Below are 22,272 nucleotides of genomic sequence, written 5' to 3'. Positions count from 1 at the left end.
TGGCCCGGTTTCAGGGGGCTGAAAGCGCCCTGAAACCGGGCTGAATGCGCCCTGCCGCAACCTCTGCGGCATGACGACGACATCACGCTCACTCGCCATCGCGGCCAAGGGGCTGCGCAAGGCGTACGGGGACAAGACGGTCCTCGACGGCATCGACCTGGCGGTGCCGACGGGCACCGTGTTCTCCCTGCTCGGTCCGAACGGCGCCGGCAAGACCACCGCCGTGAAGATCCTCTCCACCCTCATCACCGCCGACGCCGGCGAACTGCACGTCGGCGGCCATAACCTGGCCACCACGCCGCAGGCGGTCCGGGCCGCGATCGGTGTCACCGGGCAGTTCTCCGCCGTGGACGGGCTGATCACCGGTGAGGAGAACATGCTCCTCATGGCGGACCTGCACCACCTCTCCCGCAGCGAGGGCCGCCGTACCGCGGCCGAACTCCTCGAGCGCTTCGACCTGGTGGAGGCGGCGAAGAAGCCCGTCTCCACGTACTCGGGTGGCATGAAGCGCCGCCTCGACATCGCCATGACACTGGTCGGCGACCCGCGGATCATCTTCCTCGACGAGCCGACCACCGGCCTCGACCCCCGCAGCCGCCACACCATGTGGGGCATCATCCGCGAGCTGGTCTCCGGCGGCGTCACCGTCTTCCTCACCACCCAGTACCTGGAGGAGGCCGACGAACTCGCCGACCGCATCGCGGTGCTCAGCGACGGCAAGCTCGCCGCCGAGGGGAGCGCCGACGAGCTGAAGCGGCTCGTCCCGGGCGGGCACGTGCGGCTGCGGTTCACCGACCCGGCCGCGTACCGGTCCGCCGCCGTCGCCCTGCGCGAGACCACCAGGGACGACGAGGCGCTGTCGCTGCAGATCCCCAGCGGCGGCAGTCAGCGCGAACTGCGCTCCATCCTCGACTGGCTGGACTCCGCCGGCGTCGAGGCGGACGAACTGACCGTGCACACCCCCGACCTCGACGACGTGTTCTTCGCCCTGACCGGCGGCACCACCGTCCCCGACCAGCCCAAGGAGACCGTCCGATGAGCGCCCTCTCCCTCGCCGTCCGCGACTCCTCCACGATGCTGCGCCGCAACCTCCTGCACGCGCGGCGCTACCCGTCCCTCACCCTGAACCTGCTGCTCACGCCGATCATGCTGCTGTTGCTCTTCGTCTACGTCTTCGGAGGCGTGATGAGCGAGGGCATCGGTGGCGGCGGCGCCGACCGCTCGGACTACATCGCCTATCTCGTCCCGGGCCTGCTGATGATGACCATCGGCTCCACCGTGGTCGGGGCCGCGATCGCCGTGTCCATGGACATGACCGAGGGCCTCATCGCCCGCTTCCGTACGATGGCGGTCTACCGCGGGTCCGTGCTCGTCGGGCACGTCGTCGGCAGCGTGCTGCAGGTGCTCGCCAGCCTGGTCCTGGTCGGTGCCATCGCCGTGGCCATCGGCTTCAGGTCCCGGGACGCCACGGCTCTGGAGTGGCTGGCGGCGTTCGGACTGATCGCGCTGTTCACCCTGGCGCTCACCTGGATCGCGGTCGGGATGGGCATGGCCAGCCCGAACCCCGAGGCGGCCAGTAACATGACATACCCGCTGATCCTGCTGCCGCTCATCTCCAGCGCCTTCGTCCCCATCGACGCGATCCCGGGCTGGTTCCAGCCGGTCGCCGAGTACCAGCCGTTCACGCCGGCCATCGAGACCCTGCGCGGCCTGCTGCTCGGCACCGAGATCGGCGACAACTGGTGGATCGCGCTCGTCTGGTGCGTCGGCCTGACCGCGCTCGGCTACCGCTGGTCGACCTCCCTGTTCAACCGCGACCCGAAGTAACCGCCATGACCGCGCGGGCCGCCTCCCGCAACTCGTCCCGCCCCAGGGCGGCGTACTCCGACACCGCGTCGGCGTACGCCGCCCTGTCGGCCTCCTCCGCCGCCTTCCGGGCGCGGTCCGCCGACATCGTCGGCTGGAAGTCGCGCATCACCCGCAGCCGTTCGGCCAGCGCGATCATCCGTACGGCGGTGGCGTCGCCGGACGCGAGCCCCGCCATGCCGAGCGCGTGCAGCACCGTCCCGAGCACCGGGAACTCCATGGGCGATCCGGGCGGACCGGCGAGCAGGGCTCGCACCCCCTGCCGGAGCCGGTCGACCGGCTCCGGGACCAGTTCGAGACGGCCGGCGTGCGCGTGCGCCGTCACGGCCGCCGACAGGATCTGCAGCACCCACCGGTCGAAGAAGGGGTCGCCGCCGTGTACCGAGCCGACCGCGGGCAGCGGCTGAACGGCGCTGCGCCACAAGCCGAGCCCGACCTCCGTCAGTCCGCGGGCGAGCGCGATCTCGGCGCGCCCGAAAAGGTCCATGCCGTAGCTGTCCTGCTGCGTGGTGCCGGCGCCCTCCGCCTGCCGCAGCCAGTACTCGGCCTCGTCGGGGTCGCCGCGCTGGAGGCAGGCGAGGACGAGGCCCCAGCGGACGCCGATGAGGTCGTGCTCGTCGCCGAGTCGCGGCAGCACCTCGAGCGCCGCTTTGAGGTGCCCGTACGCTTCCTCGCCCTGCTGTGTCTGCATGCACAGCTCGCTCAGCCGGGCGTGGCCCATGAGCTGGAGGAACGGGTTGTCGACCGGCGTCAGTTCGGCGATGATCCGGCGAGCCGAGGCGAGCGCGCGGTCGATGTCCTGCTCCGACTCCCAGACGTAGGTGGCGACGCACTCGGCGATGCCGGCGAGCAGCGGCTGCTCGCTGTCGCACAGCTTCTGCAGCGCTTCGTAGTCGGGCGGCAGCATCTCAGGGACCGTGCTCAGCACCAGGGCGATGGCCCGCACCAGCGTGTCCGGCGGGGCCGGGGGCAGCCGCCTGAGGGTGACGAGATGGCGTACGGCGACCGGGCCGTAGCCCATGAACAGGTTCGCCGTGCAGAACACCGCGGCGGCGCGGGCGACTTCGACGTATTCGGGCGCGGGGTGGTAGTGCGACAGCGGCGGGCCGGTGTCCGCGGCGAGGGTGACGAGGCGGGGGTAGTGGGAGCCGGTGGACCACAGGGCGGCGAGGACGGCCGTGAGAGCGGCGGTGGTGGGGTTGTCCGTACGGGCCAGGGCGTGCCGCAGGGCCAGGACGAGGTTGTCCTGCTCGGCTCTGATCAGCTCCCAGGCGGTCAGCGGTTCCGAGCGGAAGAGCCAGTCGTGGTGCGCGGCCCCGAAGTCCCGCGCCCAGGCGAGAAACCGGCCGATGGTCTCTTCCTCCGCACCCGCCTCCGCGCGCCGGGCCGCGCTGAACTCCCGTACGGTCTCCAGCATCCGGAACCGCACGCCGACCGGAGTCTCGGCGACGGTGAGCAGCGACTGATCGGCCAACTGCTCCAGCAGGAACAGCGCGTCCTCGCCGAGCACCTGCTCCGCCGCCTCACCGGAGAAGCCACCGGGGAACACGGACAGCACGCGCATCGCCGCCCTGGCCTCCTCGTCGAGGAGGTTCCAGCTCCACTCCACGACCGCGTGCAGTGTGCGGTGGCGTTCCGGCGCGTCCCGTGCCCCGCCCCGCAGCAGCGCGAACCGGTCGCCGAGGCGGCGGGCGATCTCCGGTACCGACAGCGCCCGCACCCGGGCCGCGGCCAACTCCACGGCGAGCGGCAGCCCGTCGAGGTGGCGGCACAGCTCGGCCACCGCGTCCGGTGGCAGCTCCACACCGGTCCTGGCGGCCCGGGCCCGCTGGGTGAACAGCTCGACCGAGGTGTCGAGCCCGAGCTCCGGCAGCGCGTACACCGCCTCCGACGTGAGGCCGAGCGGGGCCCGGCTGGTGGCGAGCACCCGCAGGTCCTTCGAGGACGAGACCAGGGCCCGTACGAGGCCGGCGGCGCCCCGAACGACCTGCTCGCAGTTGTCCAGCGCCAGCAGAGCGGGCCCGGAGCCGAGCACGCCGAGGATGCCGGACACCGGGTCGGCCGGGGTGTGGCCGCCCACGGCGCCGGGCCGCCTCTCGCCCGCGCCGAGCGCGGAGGCCACCTCCGTGGCCACGTCCTCGTCCGCGGTGACGCCGGCGAGCGGCACGAAGTACACCACCGGCTGCTCGGCCCGGCGGCTGACGGCGTGCGCGAGCCGGGTCTTGCCGAGGCCACCGGGGCCGACGACCGTGACGGCACGGGAAGCCCGCAGCAGCCGCTCCACCTCCGCGATGTCCTCGTCCCGGCCGAGCAGCGGGTTCGGCTCGTGCGGTACGCCGTGCCTGACCACAGGCGCCTCGCCGCGCAGCAGCTCCCGCTGTACGGCCTTGAGCCCGGGGCCAGGGTCCGTGCCGAGCGTCTCGCGCAGCTCACGGCGGTACGCCTCGTACCGCGCCAGCGCGGCGGACGGGCCCGCCGTCGCGGCCTCGACGCGCAGCAGCTCGACGAGTACCTCCTCGTCACGGGGATGCTCCGCGGCTGCCACGGCCAGCGGCCCGGCCGCCTCCGCGTGCCGTCCGAGGCGGGCGAGCGCGAGCGCCCGCGCGCGCACGAGCGTGCCGCGGACGGGGGCACGCTCGGCGCGCAACACGGCCACGGGGTCCTCGGTGTCACCGGTCTCCTCAGGTGTGCCCTCCCACAGCGCGAGTCCGGCCTCGGCCGCGGCCAGCGATCCGGCGTGGTCCCCGGCCCTGGCCCGGTCCGCGCTCGCGGCGGCGTGCAGCAGCAGGGCGGAGCTGTCGACCTGGTCCTCGGCGAGGGTGAGCCGGTATCCGGTCGGCGTGTTCGCGATGACGTCGGCGCCCAGCTGTGCCCGCGCCCTGGACACGAGGACCTGCACCGCCTTCGCCGGCCGCTCGGGCAACTGGTCCGGCCACAGCCCCGCCACCAGGCGCTCGGTGCTGCAGCCCGTGCGCAGGTCGCCGGCGAGCAGCGCGAGGAGGCCGCGGAGCCGGGGCGCGGTGATCTCCCGTCCGCGATGGGCGACACGCGGCAGGAGGGTGAGGTCGGTGGTCACGCGTGCAGATTAGCCAAGGCGCCCGCCACCGCCTTCTCCTCTCCAGCTCTGGCCGACCGCCTGCCCTCGTCCGGCCGGGTGTCACCCGGTCAGCGCAGGGCTCGGGCACGGTCTTTCAGCCTGCCGACGGCGCTCGTACCTGGGCAGTGCCTGCCCATCCCCCTGGCGCAGCGTCTTTCCGCGCCCAGACCGACGGGAGATCGCGGGCCTGCCACCTTACGGTGGGCCGAGGACGAGGTTCCTCGCTTCCGCACTGTGGTCGAGGAGGAGCGCGTGCCCCAGTGCCCCGGAGCCACCAAGCCCCCTGCGGATCCTCCGCGTGTCAGCGTGATCATCCCCGCCTACAACTCCATGCCGGAGCTGACCACGTGCGTGACGTCCGCCATGGAGCAGACCATGGGGCTCGACAAGATCGAGATCATCGCGGTCGACGACGGCTCGACCGACGGCACCGGTCCCGAGCTGGACAGGCTCGGGCGCACCTGCCCTGCCCTGCGCGTCGTGCACCAGCCCAACAGCGGAGGAGCCGGAGGCCCCCGCAACACCGGTCTGGACATCGCCCGCGGGGACTACGTGTTCTTCCTCGACTCGGACGACTGCCTGGGTCCGGACGCGCTGCGCCGCATGGTCGCGATGGCGGACGAGAACGGCACCGACGTCGCACTCGGCAAGATGGTGTCGGTGGGTGGCCGGGCGGTCCCCACGGCCGTCTTCCAGCACAACCAGCCCAGAACCTATGTCTTCTCGTCCCACGCCTACCGCACTCTGGGCTGCAGGAAGCTTTTCCGCCGCTCACTCATCGAGCGCCTCCACCTGAGGTTCCCGCCGTACCGCAACTGCGAGGACAAGCCCTTCACGGCCGCCGCCTACCTCAATGCCGACGGTGTTTCCGTAGTGGCCGACTACGACTGCTACTACAGCCGCGACCGGGAGAACGGCAACAACCTCACCCGCACCGCCGCCGGCCTCACCCACCGCATGGACGGTACCCGGCTGTGTTTCGACACCGTCACCCGCTGTGTCGAACCCGGCCACGGCGGGACCGCATCATGCGCCGCCATGTGGAATGGGAGCTCTGCGGCCCCCTTCGCGCCCTGCTGCCACAGGAAGGCGAACAGGAGGCCCGCGAGCGTTTCTACCCGGAGTTCCGGCGCTGGGCACCGTCCTACGTGACGGACTGCGTCTTCCAGCAGATCTCCCCGCCCGACCGCCTGCTGATCCACCTCCTGCGCACCGACCGGTACGACGACCTGATGGCCGTGGCCCGTTGTGCGAAGGAGGACGCCGGGCGCGGATACTTGGTCGACAAGGGCCGCGTCTACTGGTGCCACCCCTTCTTCCGGGACCCGGCCAGGGCAGTCCCGGACGACTGCTTCGACGCCACAGACCGGCTCCCGGTCCACACCGAGCTGGCCGAAGCGGCCTGGCAGGGGGACGGCGGTGTTCTCCGTCTCGCCGGCCACGCCTACATCGAGCACGTCGCCACCGTCGACCCCGACACTCGGCTGACCTGGGCACGGTGGCCGGAGGCGACCCGTTGGATCCGGGTGTCTGGGAGTTCTTCCTGGACGTACGCGCGCAGGGAGTCAGCCGGACGGTGAAACTCCGGCAGTCACCTCAGGGTGCGCGCGGCGCGAGGACGAGCCCGGCTCGGCGAGCGGTGGCCGGCAGGTCCCGGCACCGGCACACCGTCGTACGGCCTTTCTTCAGCCCGGACGACGCCTTGTCCCTGGACGTTCGGCCGGACGAGAACCAGTTCCCTCAGGCGTGCCATGTCACCGGGACCGTCTGGGACAGGTCCGCACGCGGCACACTGATCGTCACCGGGTGCCTGGCCGGCCGAGCCACGCGTCAGCCAGGAGCCATCACCCTGCGCGCGGAAGACGCATCCGGCTCGGTGTACGAGGTGCCCGTGCACTGCTCAGCGGACGGAAACAGCACCGGCTTCACCGCCCGGCTCCCGGTCCGTACGCTGCCGCCAGGGCTGTGGGCGATCACCCTCCACGCGGACGAGACGGAGGAGACGGCCGTCGTCCCGCACCTGGGCGGACTGGCCGGCACCTCCTGGTTCCGCCCGTCCCGGCTCGGCCGCCCCTACTACGCCAAGCCCCTCCCGCGTGGACGCCGGCAGACCCTGGTCCTGCGGGTGGCTCCAGTGAGACTGGCGACGGCACTTCGCCGACGGCTCGCCCCGCGCGCATTCGCCCGCAGTCGACGGGGCCGCCGAGTACCTCCTGGGCCTCCGTGTGCCGGTCTACTGGTGGTCGGCCGCCCGGGCCAGGCTCTCGCCGAGGCCTTCGCGGCGGATGCGCTGGTCGATGTAGAGCAGAGTGCTGACCAGCTGTGTGAAGGCGGTGGCGAACAGCTGGACCACCAGCGTGACGACGACGGTGAGGACCAGATAGGTCCACAGGCCGGGCAGCGCGTCGCCGTACATCTTGGTGAAGAACTCGCCTACGTCGGCGGGCGGTTGGTCGTACGGGCCGTAGGCGTCGTACGAGGGCTGGGGACCAGCGAACAGCAGCGGGATCTGCACGATCCACCCTCCGACGGCCACCATGACCCAGGTGAGCAACAGGATGCCGAACGTGCGCCACCAGGCACCGCGGACCAGCCGGAACGAGCGCTTCAGCGCGGTGATCGGGCCGGCCGACTCAAGGACCGCGGCGGCGGGCGCGAACGAGAAGGACACCACCAGCCACATCACCAAGGGCAGGATCAGCAGCCCGAGCAAGAACACGAGCCCCGGCGCCATCAGCGGGCTCTCGGCCGCCACCAGCAGGGCGATCAGGCTGATCCAGACCAGGAAGAAGAGGGCGATCGGGATCGCGATCAGCAGATACATGAGGAGCATGACGCCGAGCACCGACGGTGTACGGGACCAAGCGCGGCGCCATACCGCACCGAAGGTGGTGCGCCGGCCCAGCACGGCGTGTTCCAGGACCACCGGGCTGACAGCGGAGAGGAACGAGTTCACCAGCAGCGTGAGCAGCATGACCACCACGTACGCCACCACGACGGAGATCAGGATCGGGCTGACCATGGCCCAGGTCGGTTCGTCGGCGTGGATCAGCACCTGCCAGTCGTCCTCGACGCTGAGGTAGGCCAGCCCGAACGCGCCGGCCGCCGCGGCGAAGAGCAGGGCGAGGCCCGCGCCCATCGCGCCGAACAACTGCCGCGCGTACCGCCCTATCGTCGAGAAGGCACCGCTGTAGACGGCCCCGAGCCCGAGCGGTGCCAGCGGTATCACGCCCGGTCTGGGCGGTGGCGGCTGCCAGCCGCCCCAGCCGTAGGGACCGAATGGCCCCTGCGGGCCGTACGGTCCTTGCGGCCCGTTCGGCCCCTGCGGTCCCCACCCCTGGTGCGCCATGCCGTGTTCCGTTCCTTAGTTCGGGAGGGCATACGTTAGCCCAGGTCGAGCCGGGGTCAGCGGGGGGTGTAGGCGGCTTCGGCCAGGGCGGCCGCCAGGCCTTGGCGGCGGATGCGCTCAGGTCTGGGCGGTGGTCTTCACCGACTCCTGGTCTTCGTCGCCATCGGTGGTCTCACCGGCGTTGCGGGCGCGGACGAACTCCAGGAAGGAGGCGAGTTCCCGCTTGACGACCGGTGCGAGGAGGTACAAGCCGATGATGTTGATGACGGCGAGCATGAAGAGCACCGCGACGGCCCGGGAGACTGATCGTCCCGAGTCGGCTCCCCGTCGTTCACTCCAGCGCATACGGGACCAGAGGTCCTCGCCCTGGTTCAGGGACAGGGTGCACCGGGGACCGGGCAGTGGCCGCGAGGCGGTCAGGTGCAGCTTCAGAGCTTGCCGGGGGCACGTCAGGTGCCAGCCCGCGGCCTGACGCTCGACGTGGGTTTCACCCCGCGGCAGTACCGCCACGGCCAGATCGACAGAGCCTTGTGTGACGCGCGCGTGCCGGACCAGCTCTCCCGTGCCGACGGGGGCGTCCACCTCCAACCGCGCACCTGGTCGCAGGAGGAACGCGTCGGTGATCTCGACGACTCCGGTGTCCGCACGCGGTTCTGTCACGAGGACGCCGGTGTCCTCGATGTAGTGCTGGCGGCTCAGCCACAGTCCCTCTGGTGCCAGCAGGAAGGAACCGCCGCGGTGCCGGTCGAGCAGCGAGCAGAACAGGGGCGGGGCGTCGAACCGGGGGACGCACATGAAGCTGATGGCGCCGTCGCGGCCCACCAGGGCACACCCCCGGCCGTCGCCGATCAGGCCGTGGTCCTCGATCGGCAGGTATCCCTCATGTGGCGCCGGCGACCACTGGCTCATGTGTGACTCTGTACCCACCGGGGGCGGACCGGATCACTCTGCGGGCCTCCTGGTAGGACCGCACGATGCCGCTGGGGCCCGGCCGGGGGCGGCTGACGGCGATCCTGCACCGTTCGCCGACTCGACTTCACCGCGGTGCACCAGGGACCCGCAGACTCAAGATCCGGGACGCCCCGGCGGCCTGCTCCGCCTCCACCGGCTCGCGAGGATCCCCGCCCGCAGCGGGAGACCCTCCCAGGCAGCCCGGAGTGCAACGGCTTGCCTAGCGCAGACATCGGCCCCCTCATCTGGCGTCGGTTCGCGCCCCCATCCGTGGCTGCCGGCCCAGGAGTTCGGCCAGGCCCTGGCGCGTCGCGGCGAGTACCACGCGGTCTTCGGGCCGCAGGACATAGCCGGGGTGCAAGTCCCATACGAGTCCGCCGGGACGGTCGGCACCGTGGTGCGCCGGCGTGGCGGCGAGGTCCGGCAGCCGCTCGCCCGGTTCGGCCGTGTCCAGCGCCAGAACGCGCCACTTACCGGGACGGAACGACTCGGCGATGGTGCGCCCTTCCAACTGCGGGTGCCCGGCGACACCGAGGGCGGCGAAGAGCAGGACGCGGCGTTCGACGGGTATGGCCCCGAGGATCTGGCGGCCCATCATGGCCCCGGCGAAGGCGGGTGCCGCGAGAGTGGAGACGCTGCGGCTGCGGGTGAGGGCGCGCGGGTGGGCGGTGCGCAGGGTGCGGTAGACAGCGGTGGCGAAGGCGTCGTCGTACAGGCGCAGCGCCACCCGCAGGTCCGGTTTGACGGAACGTGCGTACAGGGCGGATTCGAGGTTGGTGGTGTCGTGGCTGGTGAGGGCCAGCAGGGAGTGCGCCCGGTGGACTTTTGCGGCCTCCAGCACGCCCTCCTGGGTGGCGTCGCCGAGGACGGTGGGAACGCGCAGTCGGCGGGCGAGCGGGATGCCCCGCGCTTCCGGGTCCTCCTCGACACACACCACGGGGATGTCGAGCTCCCGCAGACGGGCCAGCACCCGGGTGCCGACCTTGCCCAGGCCGACCAGGACGACGTGGCCGGACAGGCCGCGGGGTGGCCGGCGCAGCGCGGAGGCCGTGCGGAACGTGCCGAGCGCCTCCAGGGCGGCCGCGAGCAGGACGGGCATCAGCAGCAGGCCGGCCAGTCCGGCGAGGAGTTGGAGCACCTGACGCGCGGTGGGCTCGTCGAGGGCCGGGTCGCCGATCGCGAAGAGGTCGAGCAAGGTGAGGTAGGCGGCGTGCAGCGGGTGGTGCCCGGTGGTCAGCCAGGTGGCGACGGCCACCCCCAGGACGCAGCCCAGGAGCCCGGCCAGTGACCAGCGCAGCCGCCGCGAGAACAGGGAGCCCAGCGGCAGTCCGCGCCCCGCCAGCCGTCGCGGTGCGGAACCGGCGGCGGTGTGGGTGACGGTTTCGAGGACCACCGTGCCGCGCCCGGTGGCGCCCGCGACCGTGTCGTCGTCCGGGAGCAGAATCGGCGCCTCCCGGCCGCTGGCGTCCGAACCTTCCGCTCCGGCCGGGTCGTTGGTGGTCGACGACAGCAGGGCCAGGGTGCACAGGCCTGGATCGGCGACCCGGCCGTGACCGGGTGGAGTGCGTTCCACGGCGCGCAGCAGCAGACCGGCGGCCTGGACGACCTTGCTGGTGCCCGCGACGGCGGTGGCCGCGAGTGCGGGTGCCGCGGTGTCGGCGTCCGACAGGACGGTGGTGGAGGTGTCCAGGGCCTCGGGGTCCAGGCCGGGGACGGCGAGGGTGGCGGCCTGGTCGAGCAGTTCTTCCAGGTGCTGGCCGAGCTTGCGGTTGTAGAGCCGGATGACCAGGCGCAGCCGGGGGTTGAGGCGGCGGGCGGCCAGCGCGGCGTGGATGTTGGTCTCGTCGTCGTCATGCACGAGCGCCAGCGCGGCGGCCTCACGCACCCCCATCTCGGCCAGGGCGGCTTCGTCGAGGACGGCGGTCTCGACGATACGGGCTGTGCCGGTCGCGCCGGGATCGGTCGAGTCCTCCGTGCGGTTCATGGCGGCCTGTATCCGGCCGAGCAGCGTGGCGGCGCGCGCCCTTCCGGTGGTGGCGCCGGGCCGCCGGGAGGGCGGTACGACCAGAGTGACCCGCTCCCGGTACACCGTGGCGAGTTCGGCGGCCAGCCGCTCGGCGAGCGCGTCGTCCCCGCACACGATCATGTGGCCCGGACGCGGGACGCCAGGCGCGGGCCGAGGGAATGTGATCATGCCGTACGGCTCCCCCGGCTCAGGCGGAGGAGGAGCCGCGCAGGGGCGCGTACCGCACCTAGGACCGCTCCGAAGACCGTCATGAGCACCACGTCGGGACCCCCGTTCGGCGAAGCTGCTCCGCCTTCTTCCGTCAAGATCGCCGACCAGACTTCCCGGCACACCGCTGGGAACGGTACAGGTTCCTGACGCGGCGTCACAGAGTGTCGACAGGGCTTCGCGGGTCGACGGCCCGACTGTTCGGGATGCGGCATCAAAACCGCGTAAAGATTGCCGGAATCAGGCAATGTCCTGCCCGGTGCCCGCGTGTGACGATGCCTGCGACAACGGGGGAGGGCAAGGAGAGGCGGTGTGCGCGGATGGCCTGGTTTCTGGGGCTCGGCATAGCGGGGGTCGTCCTCCTTGCCCTGTCGTTCGTTCTCGACGGCGTACTCGAAGGACTGCTCGACGGAGTCGCCGTGGTGGACGGCCTGCTCGACGGGATGCTGTCGCTGCCAGTGGTCGCCGGGTTCGTGTCCATGTTCGGTTTCGCCGGGGCGATCGTCATGGGGGCAACCGGGCTGGGCCCGGTGGGAGCCGCGGTGATCGGGGTGCCGGCCGGTGTCCTCACCGGCTGGTTCACCTACCGGCTCAGCCGGGCTCTGATGCGTGACTCTTCCGGCGCCGCTCCGCGTGACGCCGACTTGATCGGCGCATCCGGCTCGGTGGTGACCGCGATCCCCGCCGAGGGCTACGGCGAGGTCCTGGTGCACTTGGCCGGGCAGCCGATGAAGTTCGCGGCCAAGAGCCCGGTTGCCGTGGCCCGGGGAGCCGACATCTGGATCGAGCAGGCGCTGTCGCAGTCGGCGGTGTCCGTACGCCCCGTCGAACGCTGACCCGGCGACACCGTCCTCCTTTCCCGCACCCGGCACCCGGCACCCGGCACCCGGCACCCGGCACCCGGCACGACCGTGCCGTTCTCATCCACACATCCTTTTACCGAACGCCGTCCTCAGGGAGGGCTGAGGGGACATCACCATGAGCTCTGTTGCCATCGCGGTGGGAGGAGTCTTCGTACTCCTCGTGCTGATCGCGCTGGTCGTCGTCAGCCGTTACAAGGTCGCCGGTCCCAGCGAGGCGTTCATCGTCACCGGGCGGCGCGGCAAGAAGGCCACCGATCCGGAGACCGGGCGGGTGTTCACCGACAACAGCGGCCAGAAGGTCGTGGTCGGCGGCGGCGTGTTCGTCGTGCCGTTCGTGCAGCAGAGGTTCATCCTCGACCTGTCCTCGCGGCACATCCCCGTCGCGGTGCGCGGCGCGGTCACCCTGCGCGGTGTGAAAGCCAACCTGGAGGGCGTCGCCATCGTCAAGGTCGGCGGCACCGAGGACGCCATCCGCGCCGCCGCGCAGCGGTTCCTGATGCAGCAGGACGGCATCGTCGGCTTCACCCAGGAGGTACTCTCCGGCGCGCTGCGCGCCATTGTGGGCCGGATGTCGGTGGAGGACATCATCCGCGACCGGGCCGCGTTCGCCGGACAGGTGGCGGAGGAGGCGGAGGCGAGCCTGTCCGGGCAGGGCCTGGTGCTGGACGCCTTCCAGATCCAGGACATCACCACCGAGGGCTCCTACCTCGAGGACCTCGGCCGGCCCGAGGCCGCCCGCGCCAAGCAGGAGGCCGACATCGCCGAGGCGGTGGCCCGGCGCGCGGCCGAGCAGGCGCGGCTGAAGGCCGAGGAGGAGATCGCGATCGCCCAGCGGACGTTCTACCTCAAGCAGGCCGAGATCAAGGCCGAGACCGACGAGGCCGCGGCCCGGGCGGCGGCCGCCGGCCCACTGGCGGAGGCCGCACGCCAGCAGGAGATCCTCGCCCAGCAGGAGAAGGTCGCCGAGCGGCAGGCCGAACTGACCGACCGGCAGCTCGACACCCAGGTCCGCAAGCCCGCCGACGCCCAGCGCTACGCCGCCGAGCAGGAGGCGGAGGCCAGGCGCGTGGCCCGCGTGAAGCAGGCCGAGGCGGAGCGGCTGGCCGCCATCGCCGCCGCACAGGCGGAGGCCGAGCGGTCCCGGCTCACGGGTGAGGGCGAGAAGCAGCAGCGCAGCGCGCTGGCCGAGGCGCACGCGATCGAGGGTCTCAAGCAGGGCGAGGCCGAGCGGTCCCGGCGTGCGGCGATCGCCGAGGCGGTGCGGCTGGAGGGCGAGGCCGAGGCGGCGGCGATCGGCGCCAAGGGTGAGGCCGAGGCCGAGGCGATGCGGAAGAAGGCCGACGCCTTCTCCCAGTACGGCGACGCGGCCGTGCTGCAGATGCTCGTCGAGGTGCTGCCGCAGGTGGTCGCGAAGGCGTCCGAGCCGCTCAGCGCGGTGGACAAGATGACGATCATCTCCACCGACGGCGCGAGCCGGCTGTCCCGCACCGTCGCCGACAACGTGGCCCAGGGCGTCGAACTCCTCAGCTCGACCACGGGAGTCGACCTCGCCGAGCTGCTGAAGAGCATCACTCAGCGCAGTGGCGACGTCCAGCCCTCGACCGCGCCGGCCGCCGCCGAGGCCAACGGAAAGGTCCAGATCGGCTGAGCAGGCAGCCGGCACAAGGGCCCGCGCGGCATCGAGCCGCCGGGCCCCGCCCCGGAGCGATTGCCGCGGACGGCGCTGCCGTCCATTCAGCGGCCGAACCAGGAGACGTGGTGCCGCCCGACGTCGATCGACGGCAGCCCGCGGTGGCCGCGGCATCAGCCATGACGTGCGGGCGGCATTCGGCGAGATGCGAAGTGGGTGCGGCCGGACGTCTGTCACTCTGGTCCGCTGTGCGTGGGGAACGCCGGCGGAGCACGAGCATCGAGGAGGACGCGTGACCCGGTCAGCCATACCCGAGGAGTACCTGGAAGGCTATGCCGGGATCCTGGCCGACGTCTGTGCCACGGGCCGCCGCCTCACCCGGAACGAGCTGGAGTCCCTGCGTGCCCGGGGAGAACGCGCCGCGGAGGCGGGCCTGGGACTGCGTCTCCTGGTCCGCCGGCATCTGTCCGCGGCCCGCGAGCTCTCGCCCGCCCTGTCGCCCGCGGGAGCCGACCTCGTGCTCGCCGCCGTGGAGCAGGCGGTGGACGCCTTCGCCGAAGGATACGAACGGTCCCAGAAACTCGCGGTGAGACAGGAAGAGGCCGCGCGGCGGGAGTTCATCGACGACCTGCTCTACGGCCGAAGTGACCTCGGACGCCTGGCCGAACGGGCGGAACGCTTCGGCCTGCTCCTCTCCCGCGCCCACGCGGTCGCCGTCGCCCAGGGCGCCACGCCGGTCGACGACACCCACCCGGCGACCCGGCACGTGGAGAGCGCCCTGGTCGCCCGGTTCGGAGAGCGCCGCATCCTGCTCACCACCAAGGACGGCCGCCTGGTCTGCATCGCGCCCGGTGACCAGGACGACGTGCTCGCCTTCTTCGCCAAGCAGGCACACGCGGCCACCGACGGTGGCCGGGTCGCCCTCGGCCGCGCCCACCCCGGCGCCGGCGGGGTCGTCCACTCCTACGAGGAGGCCCTCAACGCCCTCGACCTGGCGGACCGCCTGGAACTCGAGGAGCCGGTGCTGCGCTCCGCCGACCTGCTCGTCTACCCCGTCCTCACCCGCGACCGGCAGGCCATGGCCGACCTCGTGCACAACGCCCTCGGCCCGCTCCAAGCCGCGCGCGGCGGCGCCCAGCCCCTCCTCGACACCCTCACCGCGTACTTCGACTCCGGATGCGTCGCGGCCGAGGCGGCACGCCGCCTGCGCCTCAGCGTGCGGGCCCTGACCTACCGCCTGGAACGCATCCACAAGCTCACCGGCACGAACCCGGCCGACCCCGTCCACCGCTACACCCTGCAGACCGCCGTCATCGGCGCCCGGCTGCTCGGCTGGCCCGGCAACGAGGTCTGACCTGTGCGCCCCAGGGCGCCGCCCTGCGGCAAGGGCCCGGCGCTGGCTGTCAGGCACCCGGGCGACTGGTTCGGCTGGGTCATCACCGCCTGGCTGTGGCTGACCGTCCTCTTCGCCAACCTGGCGGAGGCGGTCGCCGAGGGCCCCGGCAAGGCCCAGGCCGAGACGCTGCGCAAGGCCAAGACCGACACCGTCCGCTGACCGCCAAGGCCATCGCGGAGGAGGCCGGTGTCGACGACTTCCTCGCCGAGGCCACCCCCGAGGACAAGATGGCCCTCATCAAACGCGAGCAGGCGGGCGGCAAGCTGGTCGCCATGACCGGCGACGGCACCAACGACGCCCCGGCGCTCGCCCAGGCCGATGTCGGTGTGGCGATGAACACCGGTACGTCGGCCGCGAAGGAGGCCGGCAAACGTCCTCGAACTCGACATCGCGCTCAGGGAACTGGCCGGGACCTGACAGGGAGGCCGCACACCGCGCCTCCGAGGAGAAGGTCGCAGCCCTGGACGCGGGTGCCGACGACTACATCACCAAGCCGTTCGGCATGGACGAACTCCTGGCGCGTCTGCGGGCCGCCGTGCGCCGCGCCGAGGACGGCCGGCTCGCTCCCGGGACGACGCTGGTGGAGACGGACGACTTCACCATCGGCCTGCTCGCGAAGAAGGCCACCCGGCACGGCAGCGACCTCAGGCTCACCCCGACCGAATGGCAACTGCTGGAGCTCCTGGTGACCAACCCGGGCCGTCTGGTCACGCAGAAGCAGCTCCTGCAGGAGGTCTGGGGACCGTCCTCAGGAAACAGGACGAACTATCTTCGGGTGTACATGGCCCAGCTCCGGCGCAAGCTCCAAACGGACCCTTCCCACCCGCACTACCTGATCACCGAGCCGGGCATGGGTTACCGCTTCGAGGCCTGACCACCTCCCCGAATCCACCTTCGCAAGGAAGCCCAGAGACCAGACCATGGCACGTGGCAAGCTTCGGATCTACCTCGGCGCGGCACCCGGCGTCGGCAAGACCTACGCCATGCTTCCGAAGCCCACCGCCGTATCGAGCGGGGCACCGACTGCGTGGTCGCCTTCGTCGAGCACCACGACCGGCCACGCACCGAGGTGATGCTGCACGGCCTGGAGCAGGTACCGAGGAAGCAGCTGGAGTACCGGGGCACGACGTTCACGGAGATGGACGTCGACGCCGTCCTCGTCCGCCGCCCGCAGGTGGCGCTCGTGGACGAACTCGCCCACACGAACATCCCCGGCTCCCGTAACGGCAAGCGGTGGCAGGACGTCGAGGAACTGCTCGAGGCGGGCATCGACGTCGTCTCGACGGTGAACATCCAGCACCTGGAGTCGCTGGGCGACGTCGTCGAGTCGATCACGGGCGTACGGCAGCAGGAGACGGTTCCCGACGAGGTGGTACGCCGGGCCGGCCAGATCGAACTGGTCGACATGTCACCCGAGGCGCTGCGCCGCCGGATGGCGCACGGCAACATCTACAAGCCGGACAAGATCGACGCGGCCCTTTCCAACTACTTCCGGCCCGGCAACCTCACCGCCCTGCGGGAGCTGGCGCTGCTGTGGGTGGCCGACCGGGTGGACGAATACCTGCAGCAGTACAGGGGCGAGCACGGCGTCTCGAAGATCTGGGGATCGCGCGAGCGGATCGTGGTCGGTCTCACGGGCGGTCCCGAGGGGCGTACGCTGATCCGCCGCGCCGCACGCCTGGCCGAGAAGGGCGCCGGTGGCGAGGTGCTGGCCGTCTACATCGCGCGCAGCGACGGCCTGACGTCGGCCTCGCCCAAGGAGCTGGCCGTCCAGCGCACCCTGGTGGAGGACCTGGGCGGCACCTTCCACCATGTCGTCGGTGACGACATCCCGACCGCTCTGCTGGACTTCGCGCGCGGGGTGAACGCGACCCAGATAGTGCTCGGCGCCAGCCGCCGCCGGTCCTGGCAGTACATGTTCGGCCCCGGCGTGAGCGCCCTCGTGGCCCGCGAGTCCGGCCCGGACCTGGACGTCCACATCGTCACCCACGACGAGGTGGCCAAGGGCCGCGGACTGCCGATCGCGCGCGGTGCCCGGCTGGGCCGGGCCCGCATCATCTGGGGGTGGCTGGTCGGCGTACTCGGCCCGCTCCTGCTCGCCTTCGCCCTCACGCACATCGGCACCGGGCCGGACCTGACCAGCGACGTGCTGCTGTTCCTGGCCCTGACGGTCGAGGCCGCCCTGCTCGGCGGGCTCCTGCCCGCCCTGGCCTCCGCGACTGCCGGCTCGGTGCTGCTCAACTGGTTCTTCACGCCGCCAGTCCACACCTGGACGATCTCCGATCCGGAGAACATCGTCGCCATCGCCGTGTTCTTCGCGGTCGGCGTCTCCGTCGCCTCGGTCGTCGACCTGGCGGCCCGTCGTACGCACCAGGCGGCCCGGCTCCGGGCCGAGGCGGAGATCCTCTCCTTCCTGGCGGGCAGTGTGCTGCGCGGCGAGACCAGTCTGGAGGCACTGCTGGAACGAGTCCGCGAGACCTTCAGCATGGACTCCGTCGCGCTGATGGAACGGGAATCGGATGTCGCCCCGTGGACGGTCACGGCCGCCGTCGGAGACAGCCGCCCGATGACGCGCCCTGAGGACGCCGACGTCGACATGCCCGTCGGCGATCACATGACCCTCGCCCTGTCCGGCCGCGTCCTGCCGGCCGAGGACCGCCGGGTGCTCGCGGCATTCGCCGCCCAGGCCGCCGTCGTCCTGGACCGGCAACGCCTGCAGCACCAGGCCGACCAGGCCAAGGAACTGGCCGAAGGCAACCGCATCCGCACCGCCCTGTTGGCCGCCGTCAGCCACGACCTGCGCACGCCTCTGGCCGCGATCAAGGCCGCGGTCACCTCGCTCCGGTCCGACGACGTCGACTGGTCCGAGGAGGACCAGGCCGAACTCCTCGCCGGGATCGAAGACGGTTCAGACCGCCTGGACCACCTCGTGGGCAACCTCCTCGACATGTCCCGGGTGCAGACCGGCACCGTCGCTCCTCTGATCCGGGAGATCAACCTGGACGAGGTGGTGCCGATGGCGCTTGGCGGCATACCGGACCCCGAGGAGACCGTGGAGCTGGATCTCCCGGAGACGCTGCCGATGGTCTCCGTGGACCCGGGGCTGCTGGAACGATCGGTCGCCAACATCGTCGAGAACGCGGTCAAGTACAGCCCGCCCGGTAAGCCGGTGCTGGTCTCCGCGAGCGCCATCACCGACCGGGTGGAGATCCGCGTGGTGGACCGTGGTCCGGGCGTCCCCGACGAGGCCAAGGCCCGTATCTTCGAGCCCTTCCAGCGGTACGGCGACGCCCCGCGCGGCGCCGGCGTCGGCCTCGGCCTGGCCGTGGCACGCGGCTTCGCGGAGACGATGGGCGGCACCCTCGACGCCGAGGACACACCGGGCGGTGGCCTCACCATGGTGCTCAGCCTCCCGTCGGCTGCGGGTCGTCCACCCGTCAGTGCCGATGTCACGGCCACGACGATGACGTAACGGAGGACCGGGGTGGTCGCAGCCGCTCCCGCTGTGCCGCCCGAGGGGATCTTCGTGATGTGGTGCGGGCTGCTCGCGGGACCGGTCCCGGGCCGTCGGCGGTAGGACAGTGGCCGTCGAGAAGCAGGAGGGCGTCATGGTGGAGCGGACCGGCAGCCGGACGGGAGCGGTGCGGTCGTATCCGGGTGCGGCGCTCGTGGGCTTCACATGCGTCGGGATCTTCGTGATCTGGCTGGTCCCGCTGGCCATCCGGTCGCGGTCCGGGAACCCGTGGACCCGGGAGCACGCCACGCACGCGGCGAACTTCGGTCTGACCGCGTTCCTGGCGATCCTCGGCGGCGCCCCGATCTCGGCCCTGATCGGGCTGCCGCCGTCCTACCCGCAGACCCAGCCACTGCCGATGTACCTGGTGTTCTGTTACCTCCTGGCCGGGCTCGTCGGTCTCCTGGTCGGAGCCGTGCGTGCCGGGAGCGGACAGGACTTCCGCTTCATCAAGTCCATCTCCCTGCGTCTGCTGGGCTGACCGCAGCACGCCTTCCCTGCGTACGCCACCGCCGTCAGGACCGGTACGGCGGCGGGCAGGGCCCGCACGGGCGGCGGCTCCGGCCACTTCCAAGATGCCGACGAAGCGGTAGAGGCCCGGCGACATGCCCAGGTGCGCTGCCGCCTGACGCATGAACGGCACCGCGGATCTGCGCGGTCGTCACACCGACCGCCCCCGGCGTTCGGCGCCCAGCCGGGCGTAGTGGTCGATCAGGTCGGCGGCGTCCACCGTCGCGGCGTTGACCACCTGCTCGGCCGGGGCGCCCTGGAGGAGGCGCTTGACGGGGACTTCGAGCTTCTTGCCGGTGCGGGTGTGCGGGATGCCGGGGACTTCGAGGATCTCGTCGGGGACGTGGCGGGGTGAGGCACCGGCCCGGATCGCCTCCTTGATCTTCTCGCGGAGCGGGTCGTCCAGGGTCACCCCGGCGGCGAGGACCACGAACAGCGGCATCCAGTAGCCGCCGTCGGGTTCCTCCGCGCCGATGACGAGGGCCTCGGGATCTCGGGGAGGCGTTCGACGACGTCGTGGATGTCGGCGCTGCCCAGGCGTACGCCGTTGCGGTTCAAGGTGCTGTCGGAGCGGCCGTGGACGATCACGGAGCCGTGTCCCGTGACGGTGATCCAGTCGCCGTGCCGCCACACCCCGGGGTAGGTGGAGAAGTAGGCATCGCGGTAGCGGGTGCCGTCGGGGTCGTTCCAGAAGTACAGCGGCATCGACGGCATCGGGCGGGTGACGACCAGCTCGCCCACCTGGTCCACGACCGGGAAGCCCTCGGCGTCGTACGCGGCCAGTGCCACGCCCAGGTGGGGCGCCGACAACTCTCCTGCCCAGACAGGTGTGTTGGGCGCGCTGCCGGCGAAGCCGGACACCACGTCCGTGCCGCCGCTGATGGAGGCGAGCAGGACGTGGTCGCCGACGTGGCGTCGGACCCAGGGGTAGGCGCAGGCCGGCCGGGCTAAGCCGGTGCGGCCGACCACCCGGACCGACGACAGGTCGTGCGCCGAGGGGTCGATGCTGAACTTGGCCATGCCCAGCAGGTACTGGGGGCTGGTGCCGAAGACGGTCACGCGGTGGCGCGCGGCCAGCTCCCACAGGACGTCGGGCTTGGCGAAGGGCGCCGGGCTGCCGTCGTAGGTGCACGTCGTGGCGCCCGTCAGGAGGGTGGAGGCGACCAGGTTCCACATCATCCAGTGGGTGGTGGTGTACCACAGGAGGCGGTCGCCGGGGCCCAGGTCGGAGTGCAGGCCGAGGGTCTTCAGGTGCTCCAGCAGGACGCCGCCGTGGCCGTGGACGATGCCCTTGGGCAGGCCGGTGGGGCCCGAGGAGTACACGACCCACAGGGGGTGGTCGAACGGCACGGGGGTGCAGGTGAGTTCCTCGGCCCGGGTGGAGGCGTCCTCCCACGGCACCACCAGCGACGGGTACGCCTGCGACGGCCAGGGCAGGCCCGCCCATGGGGTCCACCAGCCTCGCTCCGTGCCTGTCGCCCTCCTCCTGGGCGTGAGCCGGCTCCACCGGGGACCCGGCCACGGCCGGCCCCGCCATGCAGCCGACCACCTGTTCAGCTGCCGGCTCGGTAGTCGGCGTCCATTTCCTTGAGGAGCTTGTCGGGGGTGGACTGGCCGCTGAAGATTTCCTGAAGGCCGCTGAGCATGGTCTGCTGGACCTTGGCGTTGGGCCACAGCTGGTCCATGAACGGCACGGTGCGGTTCGCCTTGACGAACGTGGCGAGTTCGGTCAGGGACGGGTCGACCGCATAGCCCGTGTCGGGCAGGGAGGGAAGACTGCCCTGCTTCTTGGCGAACAGGTTCATGCCCTCGGGCGACATCACGAAGTTCACGAACTTCAGCGCCAGGTCCTCGTTCTTCGTCTTGGCGTTGACGCCGTAGCCGGCGCCCGCCGCGGCCGGGATGAGGGTCGCGGAGGGGTCGTCGGTGGCCGGCAGCGCCTTGAAGGTGAAGGTGCCCTTGGGGTTCTTCCCCTTGAGGAGGGCGATCACCCAGTTGCCCTGGACGATGCCGAGCGTCTTGCCGGAGGCGGCGAGCTGCTGGCTGGCCTCGTAGTTGGTGCCCAGGGGGTTCTGCTGGAAGCAGCCGGTCTTCTCCATCGTCAGGTACTTGCCCAGGGCGGTGGTCCACGGCGACTTGGCGAAGGTGGCCTGACCGGCCTGCATCTTCTTGTCGAAGTCGCGGTCGGGACCGTAGACGGTCGTGGCGACCAGCGCGTACAGGACGAGCTGGGTCACCCAGTTGTCCTGGTTGCCCAGCGCGAAGGCGGGAGTTCCCTTGGCCTTCGCGGCCTTGCAGAAGTCCAGCAGTTCGCTCCACGTGCCGGGCGGGGTGAGCCCGGCCTTGTCCATGGCCTGCTGGTTGTAGATGGCTCCGATGCCGTTCTGCCCGAAGATCGCGGTGTAGGTCTTGCCGTCGTACCGGGCGACGGTCTTGATCGCCTCGGGCATCTTGGCGGCCCAGGGCTGGTCCGAGAGATCCCGCAGATAGCCGGGCTTGGCCAGGACGTGGGTGGCGCCGGGGTTGCCGTCGCCCGGCCAGACCGACATCACGTCGGGTGCGGTGCCCGAGGAGAGCTGGGTGCGGATCTGCTGCTGGTACTGGTCGGCACCGCTGGTGGTGTAGCGGACCTTGACGCCCGGGTTGGCCTTCTCGAAGGCCTTGACGACGTCCTCGACGGAGCCCTGGTCGATCGAGGCCAGGGTCAGCGTCTTGGATCCGCCGCCGGAGCCTGTGGCCTTGGTGCCGCCGCCGCAGGCGGTCAGAACGGCACCGGCCGTCACAGCGGCCAGAAGGACCGTCGGTATGCGTGTCTTCATGATGTCTCCCTGGGAGGAACGGCCGCGGCCGTACGTGAGGGTCG

At 71.5% G+C, this 22,272-nt stretch carries 14 protein-coding genes and 5 pseudogenes; 12 read left to right on the top strand and 7 right to left on the bottom strand.

From position 1 onward, the window contains the following. The first annotated feature begins 70 nt into the window (after nucleotides 1–70). A complete protein-coding gene (locus ABZ192_RS21760; RefSeq protein ID WP_356926088.1) occupies nucleotides 71–1,039 on the top strand; it encodes an ATP-binding cassette domain-containing protein in 969 nt (322 codons plus the stop codon). Further along, nucleotides 1,036–1,827, top strand: coding sequence for an ABC transporter permease (locus ABZ192_RS21755; protein ID WP_356926087.1), 792 nt, complete (start codon nucleotides 1,036–1,038; stop codon nucleotides 1,825–1,827). The genes ABZ192_RS21760 and ABZ192_RS21755 overlap by 4 nt, the downstream gene beginning before the upstream one ends. Here the strand turns inward: ABZ192_RS21755 and ABZ192_RS21750 are convergent. Then, nucleotides 1,808–4,942, bottom strand: coding sequence for a BTAD domain-containing putative transcriptional regulator (locus ABZ192_RS21750; RefSeq protein WP_356926086.1), 3,135 nt, complete (start codon nucleotides 4,940–4,942; stop codon nucleotides 1,808–1,810). The two genes, ABZ192_RS21755 and ABZ192_RS21750, sit on opposite strands and share 20 nt — an antisense overlap. Before the next feature lie 273 nt (nucleotides 4,943–5,215). Between ABZ192_RS21750 and ABZ192_RS21745 the strand changes: the two genes are divergently transcribed. Together ABZ192_RS21745 and ABZ192_RS21740 are read left to right on the top strand one after the other, a co-directional pair. Continuing rightward, nucleotides 5,216–6,115, top strand: a complete 900-nt coding sequence (locus ABZ192_RS21745) for a glycosyltransferase family 2 protein (protein ID WP_356926085.1) — start codon at nucleotides 5,216–5,218, stop codon at nucleotides 6,113–6,115. Further along, nucleotides 6,112–6,543, top strand: a complete 432-nt coding sequence (locus ABZ192_RS21740) for a hypothetical protein (RefSeq protein ID WP_356926084.1) — start codon at nucleotides 6,112–6,114, stop codon at nucleotides 6,541–6,543. Before ABZ192_RS21745 ends, ABZ192_RS21740 begins: the two co-directional genes overlap by 4 nt. Before the next feature lie 653 nt (nucleotides 6,544–7,196). On the opposite strand, the gene ABZ192_RS21735 is transcribed toward ABZ192_RS21740, so the two are convergent. The 4 genes and pseudogenes from ABZ192_RS21735 to ABZ192_RS21720 form a co-directional block, all read right to left on the bottom strand. Then, on the bottom strand, nucleotides 7,197–8,312 hold the full coding sequence (locus ABZ192_RS21735; protein WP_356926082.1) for a hypothetical protein: 1,116 nt from the start codon (nucleotides 8,310–8,312) through the stop codon (nucleotides 7,197–7,199). A gap of 117 nt (nucleotides 8,313–8,429) precedes the next feature. Continuing rightward, entirely contained in the window at nucleotides 8,430–9,221 is a 792-nt protein-coding gene (locus ABZ192_RS21730; protein WP_356926081.1) for a trehalase-like domain-containing protein, read from the bottom strand. Further along, nucleotides 9,193–9,333 (bottom strand): annotated as a pseudogene (locus tag ABZ192_RS21725) (hypothetical protein); the annotation flags it as partial. The gene ABZ192_RS21730 and the pseudogene ABZ192_RS21725, both read right to left, overlap by 29 nt. A gap of 171 nt (nucleotides 9,334–9,504) precedes the next feature. Then, nucleotides 9,505–11,457, bottom strand: a complete 1,953-nt coding sequence (locus tag ABZ192_RS21720) for an NAD-binding protein (protein ID WP_356926080.1) — start codon at nucleotides 11,455–11,457, stop codon at nucleotides 9,505–9,507. A 359-nt stretch (nucleotides 11,458–11,816) separates the two neighbouring features. Here ABZ192_RS21720 and ABZ192_RS21715 point away from each other — a divergent pair, with 359 nt between their 5' ends. From ABZ192_RS21715 to ABZ192_RS21680, 8 genes and pseudogenes are all read left to right on the top strand, one after another. Beyond that, nucleotides 11,817–12,332, top strand: a complete 516-nt coding sequence (locus tag ABZ192_RS21715) for a hypothetical protein (RefSeq protein WP_356926079.1) — start codon at nucleotides 11,817–11,819, stop codon at nucleotides 12,330–12,332. 142 nt (nucleotides 12,333–12,474) lie between these two features. Continuing rightward, on the top strand, nucleotides 12,475–14,007 hold the full coding sequence (locus ABZ192_RS21710; RefSeq protein WP_356926078.1) for an SPFH domain-containing protein: 1,533 nt from the start codon (nucleotides 12,475–12,477) through the stop codon (nucleotides 14,005–14,007). A gap of 274 nt (nucleotides 14,008–14,281) precedes the next feature. Then, the gene (locus ABZ192_RS21705) at nucleotides 14,282–15,343 is read left to right on the top strand and encodes a helix-turn-helix domain-containing protein (protein WP_356926077.1); all 1,062 of its coding nucleotides are present in this window, start codon (nucleotides 14,282–14,284) and stop codon (nucleotides 15,341–15,343) included. 3 nt (nucleotides 15,344–15,346) lie between these two features. Next, nucleotides 15,347–15,544, top strand: coding sequence for a hypothetical protein (locus tag ABZ192_RS21700; protein ID WP_356926076.1), 198 nt, complete (start codon nucleotides 15,347–15,349; stop codon nucleotides 15,542–15,544). Next, nucleotides 15,538–15,753, top strand: a pseudogene (locus tag ABZ192_RS21695) (HAD-IC family P-type ATPase); the annotation flags it as partial. The gene ABZ192_RS21700 and the pseudogene ABZ192_RS21695, both read left to right, overlap by 7 nt. A 1-nt stretch (nucleotide 15,754) precedes the next feature. After that, nucleotides 15,755–16,259: pseudogene (locus ABZ192_RS21690) on the top strand (winged helix-turn-helix domain-containing protein); the annotation flags it as partial. A 46-nt stretch (nucleotides 16,260–16,305) separates the two neighbouring features. Beyond that, nucleotides 16,306–18,857 (top strand): annotated as a pseudogene (locus tag ABZ192_RS21685) (sensor histidine kinase KdpD). 136 nt (nucleotides 18,858–18,993) lie between these two features. Then, entirely contained in the window at nucleotides 18,994–19,380 is a 387-nt protein-coding gene (locus tag ABZ192_RS21680) for a DUF4870 domain-containing protein (RefSeq protein ID WP_356926074.1), read from the top strand. 180 nt (nucleotides 19,381–19,560) lie between these two features. On the opposite strand, the pseudogene ABZ192_RS21675 reads toward ABZ192_RS21680, so the two are convergent. Further along, nucleotides 19,561–20,849: pseudogene (locus ABZ192_RS21675) on the bottom strand (acetoacetate--CoA ligase); the annotation flags it as partial. 113 nt (nucleotides 20,850–20,962) lie between these two features. Beyond that, nucleotides 20,963–22,228 carry an extracellular solute-binding protein gene (locus tag ABZ192_RS21670; RefSeq protein WP_356926073.1) on the bottom strand — a complete coding sequence of 422 codons (1,266 nt, stop codon included), beginning with the start codon at nucleotides 22,226–22,228 and terminating at the stop codon, nucleotides 20,963–20,965. Nucleotides 22,229–22,272: the final 44 nt, after the last annotated feature.

This window comes from Streptomyces sp. NPDC006235, from assembly GCF_040613735.1.
Taxonomy (GTDB): domain Bacteria; phylum Actinomycetota; class Actinomycetes; order Streptomycetales; family Streptomycetaceae; genus Streptomyces.
The sequence above is the reverse complement of the archived record's forward strand: the minus strand, read 5'-3'. Positions and strand labels throughout refer to the sequence as shown.

Excerpts from the sequence above, each read along its gene's own strand:
- ABZ192_RS21730 (WP_356926081.1), bottom strand. The coding sequence starts at position 9,221 with ATGAGCCAGTGGTCGCCGGCGCCACATGAGGGATACCTGCCGATCGAG.
- ABZ192_RS21755 (WP_356926087.1), top strand. The coding sequence starts at position 1,036 with ATGAGCGCCCTCTCCCTCGCCGTCCGCGACTCCTCCACGATGCTGCGC.
- ABZ192_RS21760 (WP_356926088.1), top strand. The coding sequence starts at position 71 with ATGACGACGACATCACGCTCACTCGCCATCGCGGCCAAGGGGCTGCGC.
- ABZ192_RS21680 (WP_356926074.1), top strand. The coding sequence starts at position 18,994 with ATGGTGGAGCGGACCGGCAGCCGGACGGGAGCGGTGCGGTCGTATCCG.
- ABZ192_RS21670 (WP_356926073.1), bottom strand. The coding sequence starts at position 22,228 with ATGAAGACACGCATACCGACGGTCCTTCTGGCCGCTGTGACGGCCGGT.
- ABZ192_RS21715 (WP_356926079.1), top strand. The coding sequence starts at position 11,817 with ATGGCCTGGTTTCTGGGGCTCGGCATAGCGGGGGTCGTCCTCCTTGCC.
- ABZ192_RS21735 (WP_356926082.1), bottom strand. The coding sequence starts at position 8,312 with ATGGCGCACCAGGGGTGGGGACCGCAGGGGCCGAACGGGCCGCAAGGA.
- ABZ192_RS21710 (WP_356926078.1), top strand. The coding sequence starts at position 12,475 with ATGAGCTCTGTTGCCATCGCGGTGGGAGGAGTCTTCGTACTCCTCGTG.
- ABZ192_RS21720 (WP_356926080.1), bottom strand. The coding sequence starts at position 11,457 with ATGATCACATTCCCTCGGCCCGCGCCTGGCGTCCCGCGTCCGGGCCAC.